Genomic DNA, 20072 nt, shown 5'->3' on the forward strand with positions numbered 1-20072 from the left:
GACAGCAGGTAAATGCTGTGTTGACATCGGCCAAGAGAGCGCTCTCTTTGACAAGGCCCCCACCCCCCATGGAGCAACGATGACAACAGCCCTCCGGCACCGGCGCCGACTGGCGGCGGTGGCCGTGGCGATCGCGGCGCTCAGCGGCCTGCTCGTCAACGTGGCCGTCAGCGCCTCGGCCGCCGTCCCGCCCACCCCGTCCGGCTGGTCGCTCGTCTGGTCGGACGACTTCGACGGCGCCGCCAACACGCTGCCCTCGTCTACCAACTGGATCATCGACACGGGACACGCCTACCCCGGCGGCCCGGCCAACTGGGGCACCGGAGAGATCCAGAACTACACGTCCAGCACCTCCAACCTCAGCCTCGACGGCGGGGGCAACCTCCGCATCACGCCGCAGCGCAGCGGCTCGGGCGAGTGGACCTCGGCGCGCATCGAGACCAGGCGGGCCGACTTCAAGCCCGCCGACGGCCGGATCCTGCGCATCGAGGGCCGCATCCAGATGCCGAACGTGACCGGCGACGCCGCGCTGGGCTACTGGCCGGCGTTCTGGGCGCTCGGAGCGCCGTACCGGGGCAATTACTGGAACTGGCCGGGCATCGGCGAGTTCGACATCATGGAGAACGTCAACGGCATCAACGCCGTCTGGGGCGTGCTCCACTGCGGCGTCAACCCGGGCGGGCCGTGCCAGGAGACGACCGGCCTCGGCGCCAACCGCGCCTGCCCCGGCTCGACGTGCCAGGCGGCCTTCCACAGCTACCGCTTCGAGTGGGACCGCAGCGTGAGCCCCAACCAGCTGCGGTGGTACGTGGACGGGCAGCAGTTCCACAGCGTGAGCCAGTCGCAGTTCGACGCGGCGACCTGGTCCAACATGACGGGACACGCGGGCTACTTCCTGCTGCTCAACGTGGCCATGGGCGGGGCTTTCCCCGACGCGCTCGCCGGCCCGACGCCCACGGCGGCGACCGTGCCGGGGCGGCCGATGCTGGTCGACTACGTGGCGGTGTGGCAGAGCGGCAGCGGCACCCCGCCGACGAACCCGCCCGGAGGCGTGGACGCCCGTTCGACGATCCAGGCCGAGCAGTACCAGGCGCAGTCGGGCACCATCGTCGAGACCACCACGGACACCGGCGGCGGCCAGAACGTCGGGGCGATCGCCAACGGCGACTGGCTCCGGTTCGACGGCGTGAACTTCGGGACGGAGGCCGCCCGCCAGTTCAGGGCCAGGGTGGCGTCCGGGGCCGCGGCCGGGGTGAGCGGGCTGGTGCAGGTCCGGCTGGACAGCCCCACTGCCGCTCCCATCGGGGACTTCGCCCTCGCCAACACGGGCGGGTGGCAGAGCTGGCGTACGGTGCCGGCCAACATCTCGGGCGTGACCGGCACGCACACCGTGTATCTAACCTTCAGCAGCGGTCAGCCCGCGGACTTCGTCAACGTCAACTGGTTCACGTTCTCGACCAGCTGAGGCCTTCAGAGCCGCTCGAAGAGGCGCGGGAAGACCTTGGAGACCTTGGACAGCAGGTACTCGCCGTAGGTGCCGGTGAAGTCGACCTGGCCGTCCCAGCGATGGCCGGGGGCGTACGGCAGCGGCGGTACCTCGCTGTCCCAGCCTGGGTCGAAGAAGAACGGGAAGCTCAGGCGCTCGTTGCCGCTGCGGTTGCGCACCCGGTGCGGGGTCGAGCGGTAGTGGCCGCCGGTGAGCTTGTCGAGCATGTCGCCGATGTTGCAGACGAAGGTGTTCTCCAGGGGCGGGGCCTCGATCCAGCCGCGCGGGGTGCGTACCTGGAGGCCGCCGTTGGCGTCCTGGAGGAGGAGGGTCAGCAGGCCGTAGTCGGTGTGCTCGCCGACGCCCCAGGTGTCGGGGTCGTCCGGCGGGGCGGGCGGATAATGAAATATCCGGAAAAGCACGGTCGGCTGGGCGGTGTAGCCGGAACGGAAGTAGTCCTCGTCCAGGCCGAGGCTCAGGGCGATCCCCGACATGACGGCCTGGGCGAGCGCGGTCATCGAGCCGAGATGGTCGAGCACGGCGTCGCGGAGCTCGGGCACCTGGGCGGGGAACAGGTTCGGGCCGTGCAGCGGCAGCGGGCCCGGCGGCTCCTCGGCGCCGAAGTAGATGCCCTCCTTCAGGTCGGGCCGCCCCGAGGTCAGCTCGCCGCCGACCGGGAAGAAGCCGCGCCAGGCCTTGCCTCCCCGTTCCATGGAGATCTCGGCCTTCACCTCTTCGGGCAGGGCGAAGAAGCGCCTGCTCGCGGCGTCGAGCCGGCGCGGGAGCTCCGGCGGTACGCCGTGGCCGGAGACGTAGAAGAAGCCGCTGTCCCGGCACGCCTCGCCGATCGCCTCCGCCACGGCACGCTTGGCGGGGCCGGCGGCGGCGGTGAGGTCGGGGTCGGTGGCGAGCAGGGGCGAGACGTCGATCACCGGCAATTCGCTCACACCGTCATTTTGACATCCGCCCGCTCCCGGGTCCCAGTGACGCACAATCGAAAGCAGGGCCCGCGGTAGGAGGCCTGATGCGCTTCATTCGCCGGAAACAGGACGACGACGTCGAGCCTGGCCAGGTCACCCGCATCACGCCTGCCGTGGCGTACGACGGCGACCTCTACCACGGTCGTGGCAGGAGCACGGCAGCCCGGCGAAGGGGCGGTGGCTGCTGACCGCGGTGGCTGCTGGCCGGGGTGGCGCTCGTCTGGCTCGGCCTCATCGTCGCCGTGGCCGTCCTGCGCCGGGACGCCCTGGTCAAGCCACTGGTCGTGGACGGCCAGGACATCGGGCCGACCTCGGAGGGGGTCAGCCGGCTGCCCACCATGATCCTGCTCCTGGCCCTCCTGATCGCCACCGCCCTGATCGCCGCCGACCTGGGGCGGCGCATGCACAACCCCAACGACCAGCGGTTACGGGAGCTGCGGGCCAAGCGTGACGCCGAGGCCCGCGCCTGCGCCGCCGCCCAGGCCGCCTACCAGCGGGACGCCGGGTACGCCGAGAGCACCGCCCAATACCTCCAGGCGGTGGACCGGCGCAGGGCCGGCCGGCTGCGCCGGCTCGACAGCGGCTTCGACAGCCTGGCCACGGCGTACCTGGGTGGCGTGGTGGAGGGCCTCAAGGACCCGGAGGCGGCCGGCTGGGCCGAACGCATCGTCCTCCACCGCCGCACCCGCTCCTGGCTCCCGTACCGGTACGAGGGCTCAGCTCGACTCCCTGACCACGAGCCGGGTCGGCAGCACGACGGAGGTGGTGTGGCGGCCCTCCAGCCGCGACAGCAGCAGCCGCGCGACGGCCAGCGCCTGCTCCGCCAGCGGAACCCGCACGGTGGTCAGCCCCGGCGTGGTGGCCGAGGCGGCGTCGATGTCGTCGAAGCCCACGATCGCCAGGTCCTCGGGCACCCGGCGGCCCAGCTCCCGCGCGGCCTGCAGCGCCCCGACGGCGAGCTGGTCGGTGGCGGCGAACACGGCGTCCAGCGCCGGCTCGTCGCCGAGGAGCTGCCGGGCCGCCGCCGCGCCCGAGGCGCGGGTGAGGTCGGCGAGGGCCAGTAACGGCTGCGCGCCCGCCCGCTGCAGCGCCGCCCGGTGCCCGGCCAGGCGGTCCTGGACGGCGACCAGGTCCATCGGGCCGCAGATCATGCCGATGCGGCGGCGCCCGCTCGCGAGGAGGTGCTCGGTGGCGGCGGCCGCGCCGCCGGCGTTGTCCACGTCCACGTACGGCACCAGCGAGGCGACGGCCGGCTTGCCGAGGAGCACGATCGGCACGTCCGTACGCGAGAGCCGCTCGGCCAGCGTGTCGCCCCGGTCGGGCGGCAGCAGCACGACGCCGTCCACCAACCGGGCCTCCGCCTGCTGGACGATGCGCCGGTGGCTCTCGGCCGTGTCGGCCAGCATGAGCGTGATCTGCTTGCCGGCGCCCTCCAGCATGCTGGTGACGTACTGCACGACGGCGGCCGTCAGCGCGTCCCCCTGCCTGGGGACGGACAGGACGAGGGCGATGGCGTTGGTCCGCCGGGTGACCAGGCTGCGGGCGGCGGCGTTGGGCACGTAGCCGAGCTCCTTGACGGCCCGCATCACCGCCGTGCGGACCTCGGGGCTCACCGACGCCTCGCCGTTGACCACGCGCGAGACGGTGGCGCGGGAGACGCCGGAGCGGGCGGCCACGGTCTCCAGAGTGGGCCGCTTGGGCCTGGTCTCGGTGAGGCCGTTGCGCCGGATGACGTCGCGGTACCACAGCGCGCTGTCTTTCGGCCGCCGTTTCTGGGTGGCGAAATCGACGTGCACGAGGCCGAACTTCCGCTGGTAGCCCTCGGTCCATTCGAAGTTGTCGAGCAGGGTCCAGACGAGATATCCGCGAACGCGGGCGCCGTCCTCGACGGCCGACAGCAGGGCCCGCAGATGCTCCTCGACGAAACTGATGCGTTCGACGTCGTGAATGCCGTCGCCGGTCACCACGTCGACGAAGTCGGCGCCGTTCTCGGTGACCATCAGGTCGAGCTCCGGATATTCCGCGGAAAGGCGCCGCAGCACCAGCGAAAGGCAATTGGGCACGATCGGCCAGCCCATCGCGGTGACCGCCGTCGGAATCGTGCAGAACAGCACGCCCTCGCTTCCCGGATAGGCGGAGGCGGCGGGCTCGCTGGGCTGGGCCTGCACCACGGAAGGCGAGTAGTAATTGATGCCGAGCAGGTCGAGGGGCTGGGCGATGATGTCGAGGTCGCCGTCGCGAATGTGGTCGAGGCCGCCGTTGCGCTCGATGATGGGCAGGATCTCGGCGGGGTACGAGCCGCGCAGCATCGGCTCCAGGAACTGCCGGTTGGCCAGGGCGTCGATCCTGGCCACGGCCTCGGCGTCCTCCTCCGACAGCCGCCTGCCGAAGTCGCTGACCTGGGCGGGCGTCAGGACGGGCGAGATGTTGAGCACCGTCCCGACCCGGGCCGCCCCGCCGGAGCGCAGGGCCTGCGTGGCCAGCCCGTGCGCGAGCATCATGTGGTGGGCGCTCCTGAACGCCTCGGCGGCCGATTTCCGGCCCGGCGCGTGACTTCCGTCGCCGTATCCCAGGAAGGCCGCCACCCAGGGCTCGTTCAGCGTGAACCAGGTGTCGACCCGGTCACCGAGCCGGCCGTGCACGGCGGCGGCGTAATCCGCGAAACGGCGGGCGGTGTCGCGGGACGGCCAGCCGCCGAGCTCCTCCACCGCCTGCGGCAGATCCCAGTGATAAAGGGTCGCATAAGGCGTGATGCCGACCGCGAGAAGCGCGTCGAGCAGCCGGTCGTAAAAGTCGAGGCCGGCCTCGTTCACCTTGCCCGAGGCGTCGGGGAAAACCCGCGGCCAGCTCACCGAGAACCGGTAGGCGGCCATTCCCAGGTCTTTCATCAACCGCACGTCTTCGGGATAACGGTGGTAATGGTCGCAGGCCTCGGCGCGGTCGGCGGAAAAGACGTCCCAGATGGACGGTCCCCGGCCGCCGGCGGACGTGGCGCCCTCGATTTGAAAGGCCGAGGTAGAGACTCCCCACACGAAACCCTCGGGGAAGCTTGCGGTGCTCATTTTGGCGGAACCCTCCGATGACTGTTTGCCCGCTTAGTCTCCCGCGTGCCGCTCGTCGCGCGCCAGCCTGGCCAGGCGGTATACAGAGCGCGTGGAACTGGATCGGCTCGATCGTGACATCATCGCGGCGCTCGTCGAGGACGCCCGCGCGACCTTCGCGGACATCGGACACCAGGTGGGGCTGAGCGCGTCGGCGGTCAAGCGCCGGGTGGACCGGCTGCGCGAGACGGGGGCGATCACCGGGTTCAGCGCGAGGGTGGCGCCGCAGGCGCTCGGCTGGACGACCGAGGCGTACGTGGAGCTGTTCTGCCAGGGCAAGACCAAGCCGTCGGACATCGCGCTGGCCGTGGCGAAGTTCCCCGAGGTGGTGGGGGCGGCCACGATCACGGGCGAGGCGGACGCGCTGCTGCACATCAGGGCCACGGACGTGCGCCACGTGGAGCGGGTGATCGAGCGCATCGCGGCGCAGTCGTTCGTGGTGCGGACCAAGAGCTCCATCGTGCTCTCGCGGCTCGTGGACGCACCTCCCGGCACCTCCGTTCCGGAGCCGCGCAACGGATCGCCCGCCCAGCTCTGAAAGACGCAACAGACCCGCGCGAACACGCAATGCCAAACACTTGGCCTGCATAAACATGCATTCTTAGGCTGTCTCCGTCCCTTCGAAAAGGACATCCACCCATAAACCTCGACGGAGACCTGCATGCCCAAACACTTCCTGATGTGCCGTCCGGACTACTTCACGGTCGAGTACGCGATCAACCCGTGGATGGACCCCGAGGCCGGTGCGGACCGCGACCTGGCGGTCCGGCAGTGGGAGGGCCTGAAGGCGGCGTACGAGGAGCTCGGACACCGGGTCAGCCTGATCGACCCGATCGACGGGCTGCCCGACATGGTCTTCGCCGCCAACGGCGCGCTGGTCGTGGACGGCCTCGTCTACGGCGCCCGGTTCGCCCACGCCGAGCGCGGCCCCGAGGGCCCCGCCTACCTGCGGTGGTTCACCGAGCGCGGCTACCCGGCGCGCGAGCCGCTGCACGTCAACGAGGGCGAGGGCGACTTCCTCACGCTCGACGACGTCATCCTGGCCGGCACCGGCTTCCGCACGGACGTGGTGGCGCACCAGGAGGCACAGGAGTTCCTGGGCCGCCCGGTGATCTCCCTGACGCTGGTGGACCCGCGCTTCTACCACCTGGACACGGCGCTGTTCCCGCTCGACGGGCGCAATGTCGCGTACTACCCGGAGGCGTTCTCCGAGGGCAGCAGGAAGGTGCTGCGCAAGCTGTTCCCGGACGCCGTGATCGCGACCGCCGATGACGCCGAGGTGCTCGGTTTGAACGCCGTCAGCGACGGCAGGAACGTCGTCATCAACGCCGAGGCCTCGAACCTGCAGCTGGAGCTCAAGCGACGCGGCTACGAGGTCATCCCCGTCGACCTGTCGGAGCTGCGTAAAGCAGGTGGCGGACCCAAGTGCTGCACACTGGAGATCAGGGGGGAGAACTGACCATGACCACCAGCGCAGAGCTCATCGAGATGAGCGAGCGCCGTAGCGCGCACAACTACCATCCGCTTCCCGTCGTGATCCACGAGGCGCACGGCGCCTGGGTCACCGACGTGGAGGGCAAACGATATCTGGACTGCCTGTCCGGCTATTCCTCGCTCAACTTCGGCCACGGCCACCCGAAGATCATCGAGGCCGCCCGCGACCAGCTCGACAACCTGACCCTGACCAGCCGCGCGTTCTATCACGACCAGTTCGCGCAGTTCTGCGCCGGGCTCGGCGACCTCACGGGCAAGGACCTGATCCTGCCCATGAACACCGGCGCCGAGGCCGTCGAGACCGCCATCAAGGTGGCCCGCAAATGGGGCTACGAGGTCAAGGGCGTCGAGCCCGACCAGGCGAACATCATCGTGATGGAAGGCAACTTCCACGGCCGCACCACCACGATCGTGAGCTTCTCCACCGATCCGGAGGCACACGACAACTTCGGGCCCTACACGCCGGGCTTCCGGCTCGTGCCGTACGGCTCCACCGAGGCGATCAGGCAGGCCGTCGACCCGAACACGGTCGCGGTGCTGGTCGAGCCGATCCAGGGCGAGGCCGGGGTGCTCGTGCCGCCGGACGGGTACCTGAGCGAGATCCGGGAGCTCTGCACCGCGCAGGGGATCCTGATGATCGCCGACGAGGTGCAGTCAGGGCTGGGGCGCACCGGGCAGACGTTCGCGTGCGACTACGAAGGGGTCGTGCCCGACGTCTACGTCCTGGGCAAGGCGCTCGGCGGCGGCGTCGTACCGGTCTCGGCCATCGCCGCGAACCGCGACGTGCTCGGGGTCATCCAGCCCGGCCAGCACGGGTCCACGTTCGGCGGCAACCCGCTGGCCTGCGCGGTGGGCATCGCGGTCATCGAGCTGCTGAACACCGGCGAGTTCCAGGCCAGGGCCGCCAAGCTCGGCGAGGTGCTGCACGCCCGGCTGCGCGAGCTGATCGGCAAGGGGGTCCTGGAGGTGCGCGGGCGCGGCCTGTGGGCCGGCGTGGACATCGACCCGGAGCTCGCGACGGGGCGCGAGGTGTCGAAGGCGCTGATGGCGCGGAGCGTCCTCGCCAAGGACACCCACGGCTCCACGATCCGCCTCGCCCCGCCCATCGTGGTCTCCGAGGAGGACCTGATCTGGGCCGTCAACCAGCTCGCCGACGCGCTCTACGAGCTCAACACCGCCTGACCCGGTTTCAGAAAGCCGACCCGCCGTTCGGGGCCGGGCCTGTCGAAGGCCTGACCCGCCGTTCGCAGCCGGGCTTCGCAGGGTTTTACGGCGGAGCACGGGAGGGCCCAGCCACCGCGCGTGGCCGGGCCCTGTCCAGGGAGACGCTTCTCCGGTTCACGGGGCCGGGCGCCGTTACGGCGCCCGGTCACCCGTCTGGGTGGTCATTTGCCGGCCGGGGACGCCTTCGCGGTCGCCGGCGCCGGCTCGTCCGACGGCCCCTCGGTGACCGTCGGCGGCGCGACGGGCCCGTCCGACGGCTCCGCGCTGATCGCCGGCTCCGGCAGCGCGGGGCCGTCCGTCGCCTCCAGCGAGGCCGTCATGGTCGGCACCGGCTCCGTGACGGCCTCGTCGCTCGGCAACGCCGACGGCACGGCCGAGCTCGTCTCGCCCGGGGCGGGCTCGGCGCTGGACGGGGCGCAGGCCGCCGCCTGCCCCTTGTCCGACGGCGTCGCCTGCGGCAGCACGTCCACCACCGACGTCTTGAGCTGGGCGGTCAGCGCCAGCACGCTCCCCTTGGGAGCCCGGGCGAGCCGGTCGTCCACGACCGTCTCCCGCTCCCCCATGAACACGTGCGTGGCCGGGTCGAAGATGGCCTGCCTGAGGATCCCCTGGGGATCGACCCGCCCGAGCGCCACCCCCTTGCGTCCCGACGAGTCCTCCACCCCCTCGGCCACCTGCACGCCGGGGATCGACTTGGCCGCCTCGAAGAGCGCGTCGCGCTGCGCCTTCGGCAGGTACGTCTCCCTGACCAGGTCCGTCAGGTGGTCGAAGGCGGCCCGGTCGTTCTCGTCGCCCTTGGCCTCGACCGCCGCGGCGGGCATCTTGTAGAGGCGCGCCCGCATCCCGGCGACGTCCGCCGGCAGCGTGCTCAGGTAGGTGTAGTCGGTGCGGTTCTCGCCCAGCTGGGAGGGGCAGGCCGGCAGCACGTGCCAGTCGGAGCCCTGCCAGTCCTTGGCGTCCGCCGGCAGCTGCTCGCCCGGCCACGGCCGGGGCTCGCGGCCCTCGATCAGCAGCAGGCCGTTCGCGCTCCCGTCCACCGACTGCCAGATCTTCCTGTGGGTCCGGTAGAGGTGGCGGGTGGTCTCGCCGCTCTGTCCGGCCGACATCGACCTGTACATGGTGTCGGACTCGATCAGGATGAACTGGCCGGTGCGGGGAGCCAGTTCGCCGGACGACGACACGGCGGCCGACTGGGTCACCCCCGTGGCGGGGCCGGTGCTCCCGTGGCCCTGGTTCGTCAGGGCCACGGCCACCCCGCCGACCAGCGCGACCGTGACCCCGAACGCGGCCGCGGCCTGCCAGCCGAATCCGGGCAGGCGAAAGCGGCCCCCGCCACGCGCCTCCGCCAGCAGCCGTTCCCGCGCCGTGGCCCTCGCCTCGGTGCCGTACGGCGGCACGGCGGGCCGGCCGTCGGCGAACATGCGGATCTCGTCCTCATCCATGCTGGGGCTCCTCTGCTGCGAAGGGATCGGTGCCGCCGAGAGCCCTGCGTACCTTGACGCGGAGCCTGTGGAGCCTGGACCTGACGGTGCCGACGGGCACGCCGAGCGCGAGCGCCGCGTCCTCGTATGTCAGGTCCGCCCACGCCACGAGCAGCAGCAGGTCGCGCTCGCCCGCGCTGAGCCGGGTGAGCGCCCTGGCCAGTTTGGGCTGGAGCTGCTCGGCGGTCACCCGATCCGCGCTGCGGTCGTCGAAGGTGCCGGGGCGCTCCACGTTCACCTTGGCCATGGCGGCGGTGCGCCGCCGTTCGGCCCTGCGGTGCTGGGCGACGACATTGGTCGCGATGCCGTACAACCATGGCCTGGCATCGGGCCACGAGCGGTCGTAACGCGCCCGCCGGCGGAACGCGACGAGGAACACCTCCCCCGTCACGTCGTCGGCCAGCTCGGTCCCGAGGCGCCGGGCCGCGTACCTGTGGATCTCGTCGGCGTGCCGGTCGAACAGCGCCGCGAAGCTCTCCGGGTCGGCCAGCGAATGCCCGATCAGCGTCGAGTCATCCAGCGTCTCAGGCACATCCTGAACACCCACCACTCTGCCGGTCCTCTCTCATGCGGTCACCCTGTTGTTGGCCGCACGCCGGAGGGCGGTTCCACTTTTCTTGCGGCTAGGGGAGGCGCCACACCTCCATCCCTTCCGGAGCCGGCTCCGGGGTGAAGCCCGCGCTCTCCAGCTCCGCGACCAGCCGTTCCCGGGCGGGCCAGTGGTTCGTGAGGACCACCTCGTCCTCGCTGATGGCCACGCCGTGCTGCCTGATCCGGTAGACGAAGCGCGTGGTGACGCTCTCCCCCTCGGCCTCCAGCACCTGCCCGGCCACCTCGTACGCGTGCCTGCCGACCTGGTACGACCCCATGACCTCCAGATCGCCCGGCACCGGCGCGGACCGCTCCCGCCAGTTGAACACCAGCCGCCCGCCCGGCTCCAGCTGCCTGGCCAGCACCTGCCACAGCGTGGCCCGCTCCTCCGCGTCGAAGCTCTGCAGGACGGAGATCATCACGACCGCCTCGACCGGTTCGTCCACCTCCACGTCGAGCGCCGCATAAGGCAGCACGGTCACCCGCCGCAGCGTCGCGGGGTCGGACGCCAGGCGGGAGACCAGGACCGAGCGCATGCCCAGCGACGGCTCCAGCGCGTAGATCTCGGCCGGCGTCTCCCTGGCGATCAGCTCGGTGATCAGGCCGGTGCCCGCGCCGATCTCGAGCACGCTCCGCCGCACCCCCTTCAGCAGCAGGGGAAGCAGCTCCCGCACCATCGGGACATGCCCGTCCTCGTGCCAGAGGTCGTAGAACGGCACGGCGGCGGCGTAATCATCCTTGTGCATGCGCTTCAGCGTAGGCGGACGGAGTCGATCGGCCTGACCGCATCGCCGACGGACTCGTACCAGGTGACCTCGTCGGGCAGGGTCAGCGTGGCCACCGCGTTCTGGAACCAGGGCCCCTTCGTCACCCGCCATCTGAACGGCGGCTTCGGGATGCCCGCCAGCCGCGCCAGCAGGCCGCCGACCAGCGTGGCGATGGAGAACTGGGTGAACACGTTGGCCCAGCGGAGCAGGCGGCCGAGCGGGTTGCGGATCGGCGAGCAGACGATCTGGTAGATCTGCCCGGCACCGGCCTTGGCCAGGTAGGAGTAGTGGACGTCGCCCGAGAGGATCAGCACGGGCCTGCCGGCCTTCACCAGCAGCCGGGACAGGTCCTCGAACGAGCGCCGGAACGCCGCCCAGTGCTCCAGGTCGATGCGCTGCCGGAACTTCTCCGACCACCGCCGGGCCAGCCCGCCCCACTTGCCGTCGCACAGGGCCTCGTTCCAGTTCTGCACGCCGTGGACGCCCTCGGGAAGGAGGAACGGGATCGACGAGCCGATGATCAGCCGCTCGGCCGGGGCGGCGACCTGCTCCTCCAGCCAGGCCCACTCCCCCGGGTCGAGCATGCGGCGGTCGCCGGGCGTGAGCTGCCTGGCGCATCTGGTGTCCACCATGATCAGGCGGGCGTTGCCGAGGTCGCGGGCGTAGCTCCAGCGGTTGCTGCTCGGCTCGGCGTCGGCCTTCTCCGCGAACGAGTCCAGGGCCGCGCCGCCGTCGCCGTCCATCAGCTTGCGCAGCAGCGGGTCCTCCGCGCGCTCGGCCGGCGAGAGGTTGCCGAGGTGCTGATAGATCCAGTACGCCCCCAGCCCCGCGACGACGCGGCGCGGCCACCACGGCACGGCGGCCATCTGCTCGCGCCAGGGCTGCGAGGTGTTCCAGTCGTCACGCAGGTCGTGGTCGTCGAAGATCATCGCGGACGGGACGGTGGACAGCAGCCAGCGGATCTCCTCGTCGGTCCAGGCCAGGCGGTAGAGCTCGGCGTACTCCTCGAAGTCGGCGATCTCCCCCTGCGGCTCCGTGCTCCTGCGGGAGCGGATGTATTCGAGCATCGCGGGCGAGGGGTTGTCGGCGTAGACCTGGTCGCCGAGGAGCACCAGCAGGTCCGGCCACTCCTCGTCGTCCGCGGTGGGGAGGTGCTCGCCATAGGCGCGCAGGACGTCGTCGCCGTGGGTGAGGACGTACGTGGCGTCATGCGGGACGCTGGTGCGGCACGAGCCGAACGCCAGCTTGCGCAGCCCATCGGCGGGCAGCAGCCGGATCCGGCTCGGCGGGCGACCCGCCAGAGGCCATACCTGCTCCCCGTCGAGCCTCACCGAATACGACCCGATATCCTGGGAGAGTTCAACGAGATCCACGATCGCGTAGTGGTGACCGTGCACGGTGAAGGTAGGCGACCGGTAAGACCTGCCGTCCGCCTCGATGGTGACCGTGCAGGGTTCGGCGGTCTCCACCCAGATCGAGGCGCTGACGGAGTCCACGTATCGCAACATCGGCCCCATCACGAGTGCGGGCATCTCACTCCCCGAGATATTCACGATTCAGCACACTGACCGGACGCAAGCCTGCCAGAGTGGCACGGCCACAGCACCTCGGGATTTCATCGACCGCTAGGCAAGGTCAAACCCTCCGCCTTAGGATGATCGAGACAAGCACGCCCAAAGTGGGAGGCAAAGGCGCTTCTCTCTTAAAAAGGGCGTCATAGCAGGAGGATTCTCTTCCATGAGCATCATGGTGCCGTCAAAGACGCCGGCCCTGATCACCCCGGGCCGTCAGGCCCTCGACTCCGCACTCCACCAACTCGACCAGGCCGCCGAGCAGCTCGGACTCGACGACGGGCTCCGCACGATGCTGGCCACGCCCCGGCGGTCGCTGACCGTCTCGGTCCCGGTCCGGCGTGAGAACGGCCGCCTGGACGTCGTGCAGGGCTTCCGCGTCCAGCACAACGTCTCGCGAGGACCCGCCAAGGGCGGGCTCCGTTTTCATCCGGACACCGACATCCACGAGGTCACCGCGCTCGCGATGTGGATGACGTGGAAGTGCGCACTGGTCGGCATCCCGTACGGCGGCGCCAAGGGCGGCGTGGCCGTGGATCCGTCCACACTCACCGAGCGCGAGCGGGAGCGCATGACCCGCCGCTACGTCAACGAGGTCATGCCGCTGATCGGCCCTGAGCAGGACATCCCGGCTCCGGACGTCGGCACCGACGCGCAGACCATGGCCTGGATCATGGACACCTACAGCGTCCACACCGGCTTCCCGGTGCCCGGCGTCGTCACCGGCAAGCCGAAGACGCTGGGCGGCTCGCACGGACGCATGTCCGCCACCTCGCGCGGCGTGCAGATCGCGGCGCTGGCCGCGCTCGGCCGCTCGCCCGCCGGCAGCACGGTCGCCGTGCAGGGCTTCGGCAAGGTGGGCGGGCCGGCCGCGCAGTTCCTGGCCGACGCGGGTTGCAAGGTGGTGGCCGTCTCCGACGCCACGGGAGCCGTGTACGCACGCGGCGGCCTCGACATCCCCGCCCTGGTCGCGTACGCGGCCGAGGCCGGGGGCGTGCGCGGCTTCCGCGAGGCCGACGCGCTGACCCATGACGAGCTGCTGGAGCTGGACGTGGACATCCTCGTCCCGGCGGCCCTCGAAGGCGCGATCACCGAGGCCAACGCGCCCCGGATCCGCGCCCGGCTGATCGTGGAGGGCGCCAACGGCCCCACCACGCCCGAGGCCGACGAGATCCTGACGGCCAACGGCACCACGGTGGTGCCCGACATCCTCGCCAACGCGGGCGGGGTGATCGTGTCCTACCTCGAGTGGGTGCAGAACCTGCAGGCCTACTCGTGGAGCGCCGAGGAGGTCGAGCGCAAGCTGCGCGAGCTCATGCTGGAGGCCTTCGCCGAGGTGAAGTCGGTGGCGGCCGAACGCGGCCTGACGCTCCGGCAGGCGGCACACGTCATCGGCGTGGGCCGCGTCGTCGAGGCCCACCAGCTCCGCGGCCTCTACCCGTAACCACACCTCAGTCCCACCGACTGAACCGAGGGTGGGCGCGCCACCACCGCGCCCACCCTCCCTGCGCAAGGAACCCACCGCCACCGCCCGTGGGACCCCAAGCCATCACCGGTCCTCTCCCTCGAAGGACGCGAGCCCACGTCGGCGCGGCACCCTCCGCATCCGCCTACTGGTGCTCGTAGAGGCGGTAGGTGGCCAGGACGTTGAGCCGGTGGAGGTCCCGGCAGAGCGCGAGCATCCCCTGCTCGGCCAGTTCCCGCGGCACCGGATAACGGGCCAGGGCCGCCGCCAGGCCGGGATCGAGCGCCTCCGCCCACGGATCGACGCAGGCCGCGTACGTCTCCTCCAGGCTGCGCCCCGCCCGCACACTGGCCAGCACCTCATCGTGCAGCCGCTCCAGATAGCCGATGAGCGCGTCCACCGCCGCCGGCCCGTCGCCCATCGGCCCGTGGCCCGGGACGATCGTCTCCAGCTCGGGCAGAGCCTCGCGCATCCTGCGCAACGACCCCAGGTACGGCTCAGGACCACCCTGGAGCAGCATGTGGGCCGTACCCGCGTGACAGACGAAGTTGCCGGTCCACGCGGTGCGGGTGTCGGGCACGTACACGACGGTGTCGCCCGGGCCGTTGCCGGGGCCGAAGTGGTGCAGCTGGACCACGCGCCCGCCGAGGTCGATCTCCGCGTACGCGTCGAACACGAGGTCGGGCCGGCGCCACGTGGTGACCGCGTCGAGCAGGGCGTCGTCGCCGTACATGTTCGCCGACCTGGTCTGCTTCTCGTACGCGAGGTCGGACATGTTGTCGCGGTTCGCCCGGGACGAGACGACGACGACCTCGTCGGGGAACGCGGCGTTGCCGAAGCTGTGATCGCCGTGGTACGTGGTGTTGACCAGGTAGCGGAGGGGCCGGTCGGTCAGGTCGGCGGCGATCACCTGGATTTTTGCCGAAATTTCGGGTGTGATCCCGGCGTCGACGACCAGCGCCGCGTCCCGCCCGGCCACCACCCCGTTGTTGTCCTTCGGCGGGAGGCTCGCCATCAACGCGTACACACCCTCGGTGAACGCGTGCGGCGCCAGCTCCAGGCCCACCGGCGACAGGTTCGGCCCGCCGTAACCGGCCGGCCGCTCGGCGATCTCACGCTCGGGAATCCGCGAAGTGAACATTTCCGCTCCCATCTCTCTCCGTGTCTCTAAACTAATCGAACGAGCGATTATTTATCAAGGTGATTGGATGTCCTCGTGAGCAGCATCACCAGCGGCCGCCGTCCGGGCCGTCCTTCCAAGGCCGAGGCAGGCGACACCAAGGCCGCACTCCTGGACGCCGCACTGCGCCTGTTCGCGCAGAAGGGGTACGCGGGGACCTCGATCAGGGCCATCGCCAGAGAGGTGGGGTTGAGCGAGAGCGTCCTTTACGCGCACTTCGCCAGCAAGCAGGCGATCTACGACGCGGCCATGTCCCTGGCCGGCCCGCAGGCGGCCGACGTGGCGCTCGACCAGGCCCCGGACGAGCCGGCGGCCTTCGTCGAGTCGTTCGCGGCCCGGCTGCTGGCCGCGTGGGACACCCCGCAGTCCAGGCAGGTCATGAGCCTGGTCTCACGTGACGGCCTGATCCACGACGACACCCTCTCCGTGGGCATCGAGAACGTACTGGGCCATCTCGCCGAGGTGTTCGCGCGGTGGCAGTCGGAGGGGCGCATCCGTACGGACCTGGGCACTCCCGACGACCTCGCCTACGCCCTGCTGGCCCCGATCGCCCATGCCCGGCTGCTGTGGCTGCACGGGAACGCCACGGAGGCCCAGCGCGAGCGCGCCCGCGACCGCATCAAGGCCCACGCCGCCCTGTTCGCGAAAACGCTCACACGCTGAACCCACCACGACAACGGCGGCGGCGACCCACCGCACCCGCCCTCTCCAAGGACCCCGGTGGGACCGGGCGTCAGACGCGGAGCTCCGCGTAGTCGAGGGCCTCCATCAGCCTCTCCAGGTCACGCATGAGCTGCTCCGTGCGCTCCCGCCCGAACGCCCCCGCGATCAGCCCGTGATGCTCGGCCACCGCCCCGTCCACCCGCGCGAGCAGCTCCGCCCCCCGGTCCGAGACGAACACCGCCACCCGCCGCCGGTCACCCTTGGACGGTCCCCGATAGACCAGCGCCCGGTCGATCAGCCGGTCGATCGCCTTGGTCAGCGTCGGGTGCGGCATCAGCACCGCCTCCGCCAGCTCGCCCATCGAGTCGCCGTGCCCGTCGGCCAGCGCCCGCATGATGCGCCACTGCTCGACCGTGACGTCCTCGCCGGCCAGCACCGCGGCCAGCCCGCGATTGACGCTGCGCTCCGCGCGGCTCAGCAGGTAGGCGAGTGAGGACCCGAGCCCAGAGGTGGTCATGGAGAAAGGTCCTTTCATCGGAGAGCTAGAACGGAGGATACTCGTCGGCGTGGCGGCGACCGTCGATCCGTTGGAAGCGCGGCTCATACCGTCGGAGTCGATCAGGATCGGCCTGGTCGTGCCCGTGTCAGGGGTGCTCGGCCTGATGGGCCCGTGCGCGATCAACTGCGCGGTGCTGGCCGCCGAGGAGGTCAACGCCGGCGGCGGCGTGCTGGGCAGGCCGGTCGAGCTGGTGCTCATCGACGGCGGCCGACCCGCGCGCCAGGTGGCGGCCGAGGTGGCCGGGCTGGTCGGCTCGGAGACGGTGCAGGCCGTCGCGGGCGCCCACGCGAGCGACGTGCGGGTGGAGGTCGTGGCCGCGATCGCCGGGCGGGTGCCATTCGTGTACGCGCCGCCGTACGAGGGCGGCGGCCACGCGCCGGGCGTCTACTTCCTCGGCGAGACCCCGGGCAGGCAGCTCGCGCCGGGCATCGAGTGGCTGGCCGGCGCGCGCAAGGCGCGCCGCTGGTATCTGCTGGGCAACGACTACGTCTGGCCGCGCCTGGTGCACGCCAGCGCCCGCGAGCGGCTGCGCGCCCGGGGCGCGAGCGTGGTGGGCGAGAGCTTCGTCCCGTACGGCGAGGCCGTCAGCCGGCTCGACCGGGTGGCGGACGCGCGGCCCGACGCCATCCTGCTGACGCTGATCGGCAGCGACCTCATGGCGTTCAACCGGGCGTACGCGGCCGCCGGGCTCGGCGCGGCCCGGCTGTGCGGGGCGCTGGAGGAGCACGGCCTGCTGGGCGTCGGCGGGGACGTCACCGGCGAGCTGTACGCGTCCATGGGCTACTTCCGCGACCTGTCCACCGACGCCGGTCTCGACTTCGCCGAGCGGTACGCGGCCAGGTTCGGCGAGGACGCCCCCATGCTCAACGCCCACGGCCACGGCTGCTACGAGGCCGTGGCGATGCTGGCCGCGCTGGCGGCGCGGGCGGGGTCGCTGGCCGTGCCCGCGCTCGACGCGGTCGCCGACGGCACCGAGATCACCAGCGCCCGGGGCACGCTCACGCTGCTCGACCGCCAGGTACGCCATCCCGTGCACCTGGGCAGGGCGGACGGCCTGGGATTCTTTCTAGAGAAACCTTTTCAGTAGAAAGCTTTGGCTCTAGGGTGCGAATCGCCCCCCACGCAGCTAGGAGCCGTACATGAGCACAGTCGAGCAGTTCGGCTACCGCCAGGAACTCCAGCGTTCCTTAGGCTTCGCCGACCTGATGATCTATGGCTTGATCTTCATGGTGCCGATCGCCCCGTTCGGCATCTTCGGCCACGTCTTCGCCGTCTCCCACGGGATGGTGGCGCTCGCCTATGTCATCGGCCTGGTGGCGATGGCGTTCACGGCACTGTCGTACGCGCAGATGGCCCGCGCCTTCCCCATGGCCGGCTCGGTCTACACGTACGCGGGCCGGGGAATCGCCGCCCCCGTCGGGTTCATCGCCGGATGGGCGATCCTGCTCGACTACGTGCTCGTGCCCTCGCTGCTCTATCTGGTCGCCGGCGTGGCCATGAACTCGTTCGTGCCCGCGGTGCCCGTCTGGCTGTGGCTGGTGGCGTTCATCGTGCTCAACACGGTCGTGAACTACCTCGGCATCCAGATGACCGCCAGGATCACCCGGATCATGCTGGTGGCCGAGCTCGCGGTGCTGGCGATCTTCCTGGTGGTCGGCGGTATCGCGCTGGCCCAGGGCAAGGCGCAGACCGGCGCGTTGACGCCGTTCTTCGACTCCGCCGGATTCAGCTGGAGCGTGGTCCTGGCCGCCGCGTCGGTGGCCGTGCTGTCGTTCCTCGGCTTCGACGGCATCTCCACGCTGGCGGAGGAGAACCGCGAGGACGCCCGCCGGCTCGGCCGCTCCATGGTGGCCGCGCTGGGGCTGGCCGCGGTGCTGTTCGTGGCGCAGACCTGGGTCGCCGCGCTGCTCACCCCCGGCCGCGACGCTCTGATCGCGAACGACGACCCGGCGGGCAGCGCGTTCTACACCACCGCGGAGTTCGCCGGCGGGCACTGGCTGTCGGTGCTGACGGCCGTGGCCACCGCCGTCGCGTGGGGGTTCGCCAACTCGCTGGTCGCGCAGGCGGCCACCTCGCGCCTGCTGTTCGCGATGGGCCGCGACCGCCAGCTCCCCTCGTTCCTCGCGAAGGTGGACCCCAAGCACAAGGTGCCGGTCAACGCGACCCTCGTGGTGGCCGCGCTCTCCCTGATCATCGGCGTCTACATGAGCACGCGGCCGACCGGCATCGGCGAGCTGAGCTCCCTGGTCAACTTCGGCGCCATGGCCGCGTTCCTGCTGCTGCACGTCTCCGTCGTCGTCCACTACGTCATCAGGCAGCGCAGCCGCAACTGGCTCGCGCACCTGGTCGTGCCCGTGGTCGGCATCGTCGTCCTGGTGGCCGTCGTCTTCAACCAGAGCGTCTACGCACAGTGGGCCGGCGGCATCTGGCTGGCCGTCGGCCTCGTCGTCCTCGGCATCTCGTACGCCCGCGGCCGCCGGCCCGTACTCCCCTCGGAGGTCCAATGAACGTCGTCTCCTACCGTCCCTCCCCGGAGGACCTGAGCTACACCTTCGGGGGCCGCTCGGCCGTCGGCAAGGTACGGCCGGGCACGATCCTGGAGCTGTACACCGAGGACTGCTTCGGCGGCCGTGTGCGGACCGTGGACGACCTGCCGTCGCGGGTGTGCGAGTTCCCCTACCTGAACCCGGTGACGGGCCCCTTCCACGTCGAGGGCGCCGAGCCCGGCGACACGCTGGCCCTGCACTTCGTGAAGATCACACCGGCCAGGGACTGGGCGGTGTCGACGACGTTCCCCCACTTCGGCGCGCTGACCGGCACCCACACCACGGCCATGCTGCAGCCGCCGCTGGAGGAGCGGGTCTGGCGGTACGACATCGACCTCGACCGGGGCGTGGCCGTCTACCACGCCCGCAACAGCGACTTCAGCGTGGCGCTGCCGCTCGACCCGATGCACGGCACGGTCGGCGTGGCCCCCGCCGCGAACGAGGCGCGCATGACGATCACCCCGGACGCGCACGGCGGCAACATGGACACCCCGGAGCTGCGCGCGGGCGTCACCGTCTACCTGGGCGTCAACGTCGAGGGCGGGATGTTCTCGATCGGCGACGGCCACGGGTTGCAGGGGCACGGTGAGGTCTGCGGCACCGCCGTGGAGTCGGCCATGAACACCGTGGTCGCGGTCGAGCTGGTCAAGGGGGTGGCGACGCCGTGGCCGCGGCTGGAGGACGACCTGCACCTGATGTCCACGGGTTCGGCCAGACCGCTGGAGGACGCGTACCGGATCAGCCAGCACGACCTGGTCACCTGGACGTCGGAGCTGACCGGGCTGGACACGCTGGACGCCTACCAGCTCGTCAGCCAGGCCGGGCAGGCGCCGGTCGGCAACGTGTGCGACACCAACTACACGATGGTCGCGAAACTGCCCAAGGAGTATCTGGGCCGCCCGGCCGCCTACGAGTCGGCGCACGCCCGGCTGCGCGCGCTGGGCTCTCAGTACACAAGTTGAGG

At 70.9% G+C, this 20072-nt stretch carries 18 protein-coding genes; 10 read left to right on the plus strand and 8 right to left on the minus strand.

Annotated features, from left to right (window positions below):
- The first annotated feature begins 79 nt into the window (after positions 1 to 79).
- Positions 80 to 1465: a glycoside hydrolase family 16 protein gene (locus tag AB0L65_RS03580; protein WP_364239935.1), complete on the plus strand. Its 1386-nt coding sequence runs from the start codon at positions 80 to 82 to the stop codon at positions 1463 to 1465.
- Positions 1466 to 1470: 5 nt separating this feature from the next.
- Here the strand turns inward: AB0L65_RS03580 and AB0L65_RS03585 are convergent, their stop codons facing one another.
- The gene (locus tag AB0L65_RS03585) at positions 1471 to 2433 is read right to left on the minus strand and encodes a 2-oxoglutarate and iron-dependent oxygenase domain-containing protein (protein ID WP_364239937.1); all 963 of its coding nucleotides are present in this window, start codon (positions 2431 to 2433) and stop codon (positions 1471 to 1473) included.
- A gap of 77 nt (positions 2434 to 2510) precedes the next feature.
- On the opposite strand from AB0L65_RS03585, the gene AB0L65_RS03590 reads away from it, so the two are divergent.
- Positions 2511 to 2654 carry a hypothetical protein gene (locus tag AB0L65_RS03590; protein WP_364239939.1) on the plus strand — a complete coding sequence of 48 codons (144 nt, stop codon included), beginning with the start codon at positions 2511 to 2513 and terminating at the stop codon, positions 2652 to 2654.
- 528 nt (positions 2655 to 3182) lie between these two features.
- Here AB0L65_RS03590 and AB0L65_RS03595 read toward each other — a convergent pair.
- Positions 3183 to 5528 carry a GH1 family beta-glucosidase gene (locus AB0L65_RS03595; protein WP_364239941.1) on the minus strand — a complete coding sequence of 782 codons (2346 nt, stop codon included), beginning with the start codon at positions 5526 to 5528 and terminating at the stop codon, positions 3183 to 3185.
- A gap of 91 nt (positions 5529 to 5619) precedes the next feature.
- Between AB0L65_RS03595 and AB0L65_RS03600 the strand changes: the two genes are divergently transcribed.
- The 3 genes from AB0L65_RS03600 to rocD all read left to right on the plus strand — a co-directional run bounded on the left by AB0L65_RS03600 (position 5620) and on the right by rocD (position 8243).
- Positions 5620 to 6105: an Lrp/AsnC family transcriptional regulator gene (locus tag AB0L65_RS03600; protein WP_355201945.1), complete on the plus strand. Its 486-nt coding sequence runs from the start codon at positions 5620 to 5622 to the stop codon at positions 6103 to 6105.
- A gap of 123 nt (positions 6106 to 6228) precedes the next feature.
- Positions 6229 to 7026: a dimethylargininase gene (ddaH, locus tag AB0L65_RS03605; protein ID WP_364239943.1), complete on the plus strand. Its 798-nt coding sequence runs from the start codon at positions 6229 to 6231 to the stop codon at positions 7024 to 7026.
- A gap of 2 nt (positions 7027 to 7028) precedes the next feature.
- On the plus strand, positions 7029 to 8243 hold the full coding sequence (gene rocD / locus AB0L65_RS03610; RefSeq protein ID WP_364239944.1) for an ornithine--oxo-acid transaminase: 1215 nt from the start codon (positions 7029 to 7031) through the stop codon (positions 8241 to 8243).
- Between the two features lie 203 nt (positions 8244 to 8446).
- Here the strand turns inward: rocD and AB0L65_RS03615 are convergent, their stop codons facing one another.
- The 4 genes from AB0L65_RS03615 to AB0L65_RS03630 form a co-directional block, all read right to left on the minus strand.
- A complete protein-coding gene (locus AB0L65_RS03615; protein ID WP_364239946.1) occupies positions 8447 to 9727 on the minus strand; it encodes a CU044_5270 family protein in 1281 nt (426 codons plus the stop codon).
- Positions 9720 to 10298, minus strand: a complete 579-nt coding sequence (locus AB0L65_RS03620) for an RNA polymerase sigma factor (protein WP_364239948.1) — start codon at positions 10296 to 10298, stop codon at positions 9720 to 9722. Before AB0L65_RS03620 ends, AB0L65_RS03615 begins: the two co-directional genes overlap by 8 nt.
- Positions 10299 to 10389: 91 nt before the next feature.
- Positions 10390 to 11103, minus strand: coding sequence for a class I SAM-dependent methyltransferase (locus tag AB0L65_RS03625; protein WP_364239950.1), 714 nt, complete (start codon positions 11101 to 11103; stop codon positions 10390 to 10392).
- Positions 11104 to 11108: 5 nt separating this feature from the next.
- On the minus strand, positions 11109 to 12656 hold the full coding sequence (locus tag AB0L65_RS03630) for an alkaline phosphatase D family protein (protein ID WP_364239952.1): 1548 nt from the start codon (positions 12654 to 12656) through the stop codon (positions 11109 to 11111).
- Between the two features lie 205 nt (positions 12657 to 12861).
- Between AB0L65_RS03630 and AB0L65_RS03635 the strand changes: the two genes are divergently transcribed.
- Positions 12862 to 14139, plus strand: a complete 1278-nt coding sequence (locus AB0L65_RS03635) for a Glu/Leu/Phe/Val dehydrogenase (RefSeq protein WP_350725016.1) — start codon at positions 12862 to 12864, stop codon at positions 14137 to 14139.
- Positions 14140 to 14305: 166 nt separating this feature from the next.
- On the opposite strand, the gene AB0L65_RS03640 is transcribed toward AB0L65_RS03635, so the two are convergent.
- Positions 14306 to 15301, minus strand: coding sequence for an MBL fold metallo-hydrolase (locus AB0L65_RS03640; RefSeq protein ID WP_364239954.1), 996 nt, complete (start codon positions 15299 to 15301; stop codon positions 14306 to 14308).
- A gap of 75 nt (positions 15302 to 15376) precedes the next feature.
- On the opposite strand from AB0L65_RS03640, the gene AB0L65_RS03645 reads away from it, so the two are divergent.
- Positions 15377 to 16003, plus strand: coding sequence for a TetR/AcrR family transcriptional regulator (locus tag AB0L65_RS03645; RefSeq protein ID WP_364239956.1), 627 nt, complete (start codon positions 15377 to 15379; stop codon positions 16001 to 16003).
- A gap of 70 nt (positions 16004 to 16073) precedes the next feature.
- On the opposite strand, the gene AB0L65_RS03650 is transcribed toward AB0L65_RS03645, so the two are convergent.
- The gene (locus AB0L65_RS03650; RefSeq protein WP_350725011.1) at positions 16074 to 16520 is read right to left on the minus strand and encodes a MarR family transcriptional regulator; all 447 of its coding nucleotides are present in this window, start codon (positions 16518 to 16520) and stop codon (positions 16074 to 16076) included.
- Positions 16521 to 16569: 49 nt separating this feature from the next.
- On the opposite strand from AB0L65_RS03650, the gene AB0L65_RS03655 reads away from it, so the two are divergent.
- Genes AB0L65_RS03655 through AB0L65_RS03665 form a run of 3 tightly spaced genes read left to right on the plus strand, consistent with a single transcriptional unit; the run spans position 16570 to position 20070 of the window.
- Entirely contained in the window at positions 16570 to 17649 is a 1080-nt protein-coding gene (locus AB0L65_RS03655; protein WP_364239958.1) for a substrate-binding domain-containing protein, read from the plus strand.
- A gap of 52 nt (positions 17650 to 17701) precedes the next feature.
- Entirely contained in the window at positions 17702 to 19069 is a 1368-nt protein-coding gene (locus AB0L65_RS03660; protein ID WP_364239959.1) for an APC family permease, read from the plus strand.
- On the plus strand, positions 19066 to 20070 hold the full coding sequence (locus AB0L65_RS03665) for an acetamidase/formamidase family protein (protein ID WP_364239961.1): 1005 nt from the start codon (positions 19066 to 19068) through the stop codon (positions 20068 to 20070). Before AB0L65_RS03660 ends, AB0L65_RS03665 begins: the two co-directional genes overlap by 4 nt.
- The last annotated feature ends 2 nt before the right edge of the window (positions 20071 to 20072 follow it).

Source organism: Nonomuraea sp. NPDC052116 (assembly GCF_040680035.1).
GTDB classification, from domain to species: Bacteria; Actinomycetota; Actinomycetes; order Streptosporangiales; family Streptosporangiaceae; genus Nonomuraea; species Nonomuraea angiospora_A.

Bases quoted from the DNA above. Each gene is read 5' to 3' on its own strand.
- AB0L65_RS03580 (WP_364239935.1), top strand. From the start codon at position 80: ATGACAACAGCCCTCCGGCACCGGCGCCGACTGGCGGCGGTGGCCGTG.
- AB0L65_RS03590 (WP_364239939.1), top strand. From the start codon at position 2,511: ATGCGCTTCATTCGCCGGAAACAGGACGACGACGTCGAGCCTGGCCAG.
- AB0L65_RS03595 (WP_364239941.1), bottom strand. From the start codon at position 5,528: ATGAGCACCGCAAGCTTCCCCGAGGGTTTCGTGTGGGGAGTCTCTACC.
- ddaH (WP_364239943.1), top strand. From the start codon at position 6,229: ATGCCCAAACACTTCCTGATGTGCCGTCCGGACTACTTCACGGTCGAG.
- rocD (WP_364239944.1), top strand. From the start codon at position 7,029: ATGACCACCAGCGCAGAGCTCATCGAGATGAGCGAGCGCCGTAGCGCG.
- AB0L65_RS03615 (WP_364239946.1), bottom strand. From the start codon at position 9,727: ATGGATGAGGACGAGATCCGCATGTTCGCCGACGGCCGGCCCGCCGTG.
- AB0L65_RS03625 (WP_364239950.1), bottom strand. From the start codon at position 11,103: ATGCACAAGGATGATTACGCCGCCGCCGTGCCGTTCTACGACCTCTGG.
- AB0L65_RS03630 (WP_364239952.1), bottom strand. From the start codon at position 12,656: ATGCCCGCACTCGTGATGGGGCCGATGTTGCGATACGTGGACTCCGTC.
- AB0L65_RS03635 (WP_350725016.1), top strand. From the start codon at position 12,862: ATGAGCATCATGGTGCCGTCAAAGACGCCGGCCCTGATCACCCCGGGC.
- AB0L65_RS03640 (WP_364239954.1), bottom strand. From the start codon at position 15,301: ATGTTCACTTCGCGGATTCCCGAGCGTGAGATCGCCGAGCGGCCGGCC.
- AB0L65_RS03650 (WP_350725011.1), bottom strand. From the start codon at position 16,520: ATGACCACCTCTGGGCTCGGGTCCTCACTCGCCTACCTGCTGAGCCGC.
- AB0L65_RS03660 (WP_364239959.1), top strand. From the start codon at position 17,702: ATGAGCACAGTCGAGCAGTTCGGCTACCGCCAGGAACTCCAGCGTTCC.
- AB0L65_RS03665 (WP_364239961.1), top strand. From the start codon at position 19,066: ATGAACGTCGTCTCCTACCGTCCCTCCCCGGAGGACCTGAGCTACACC.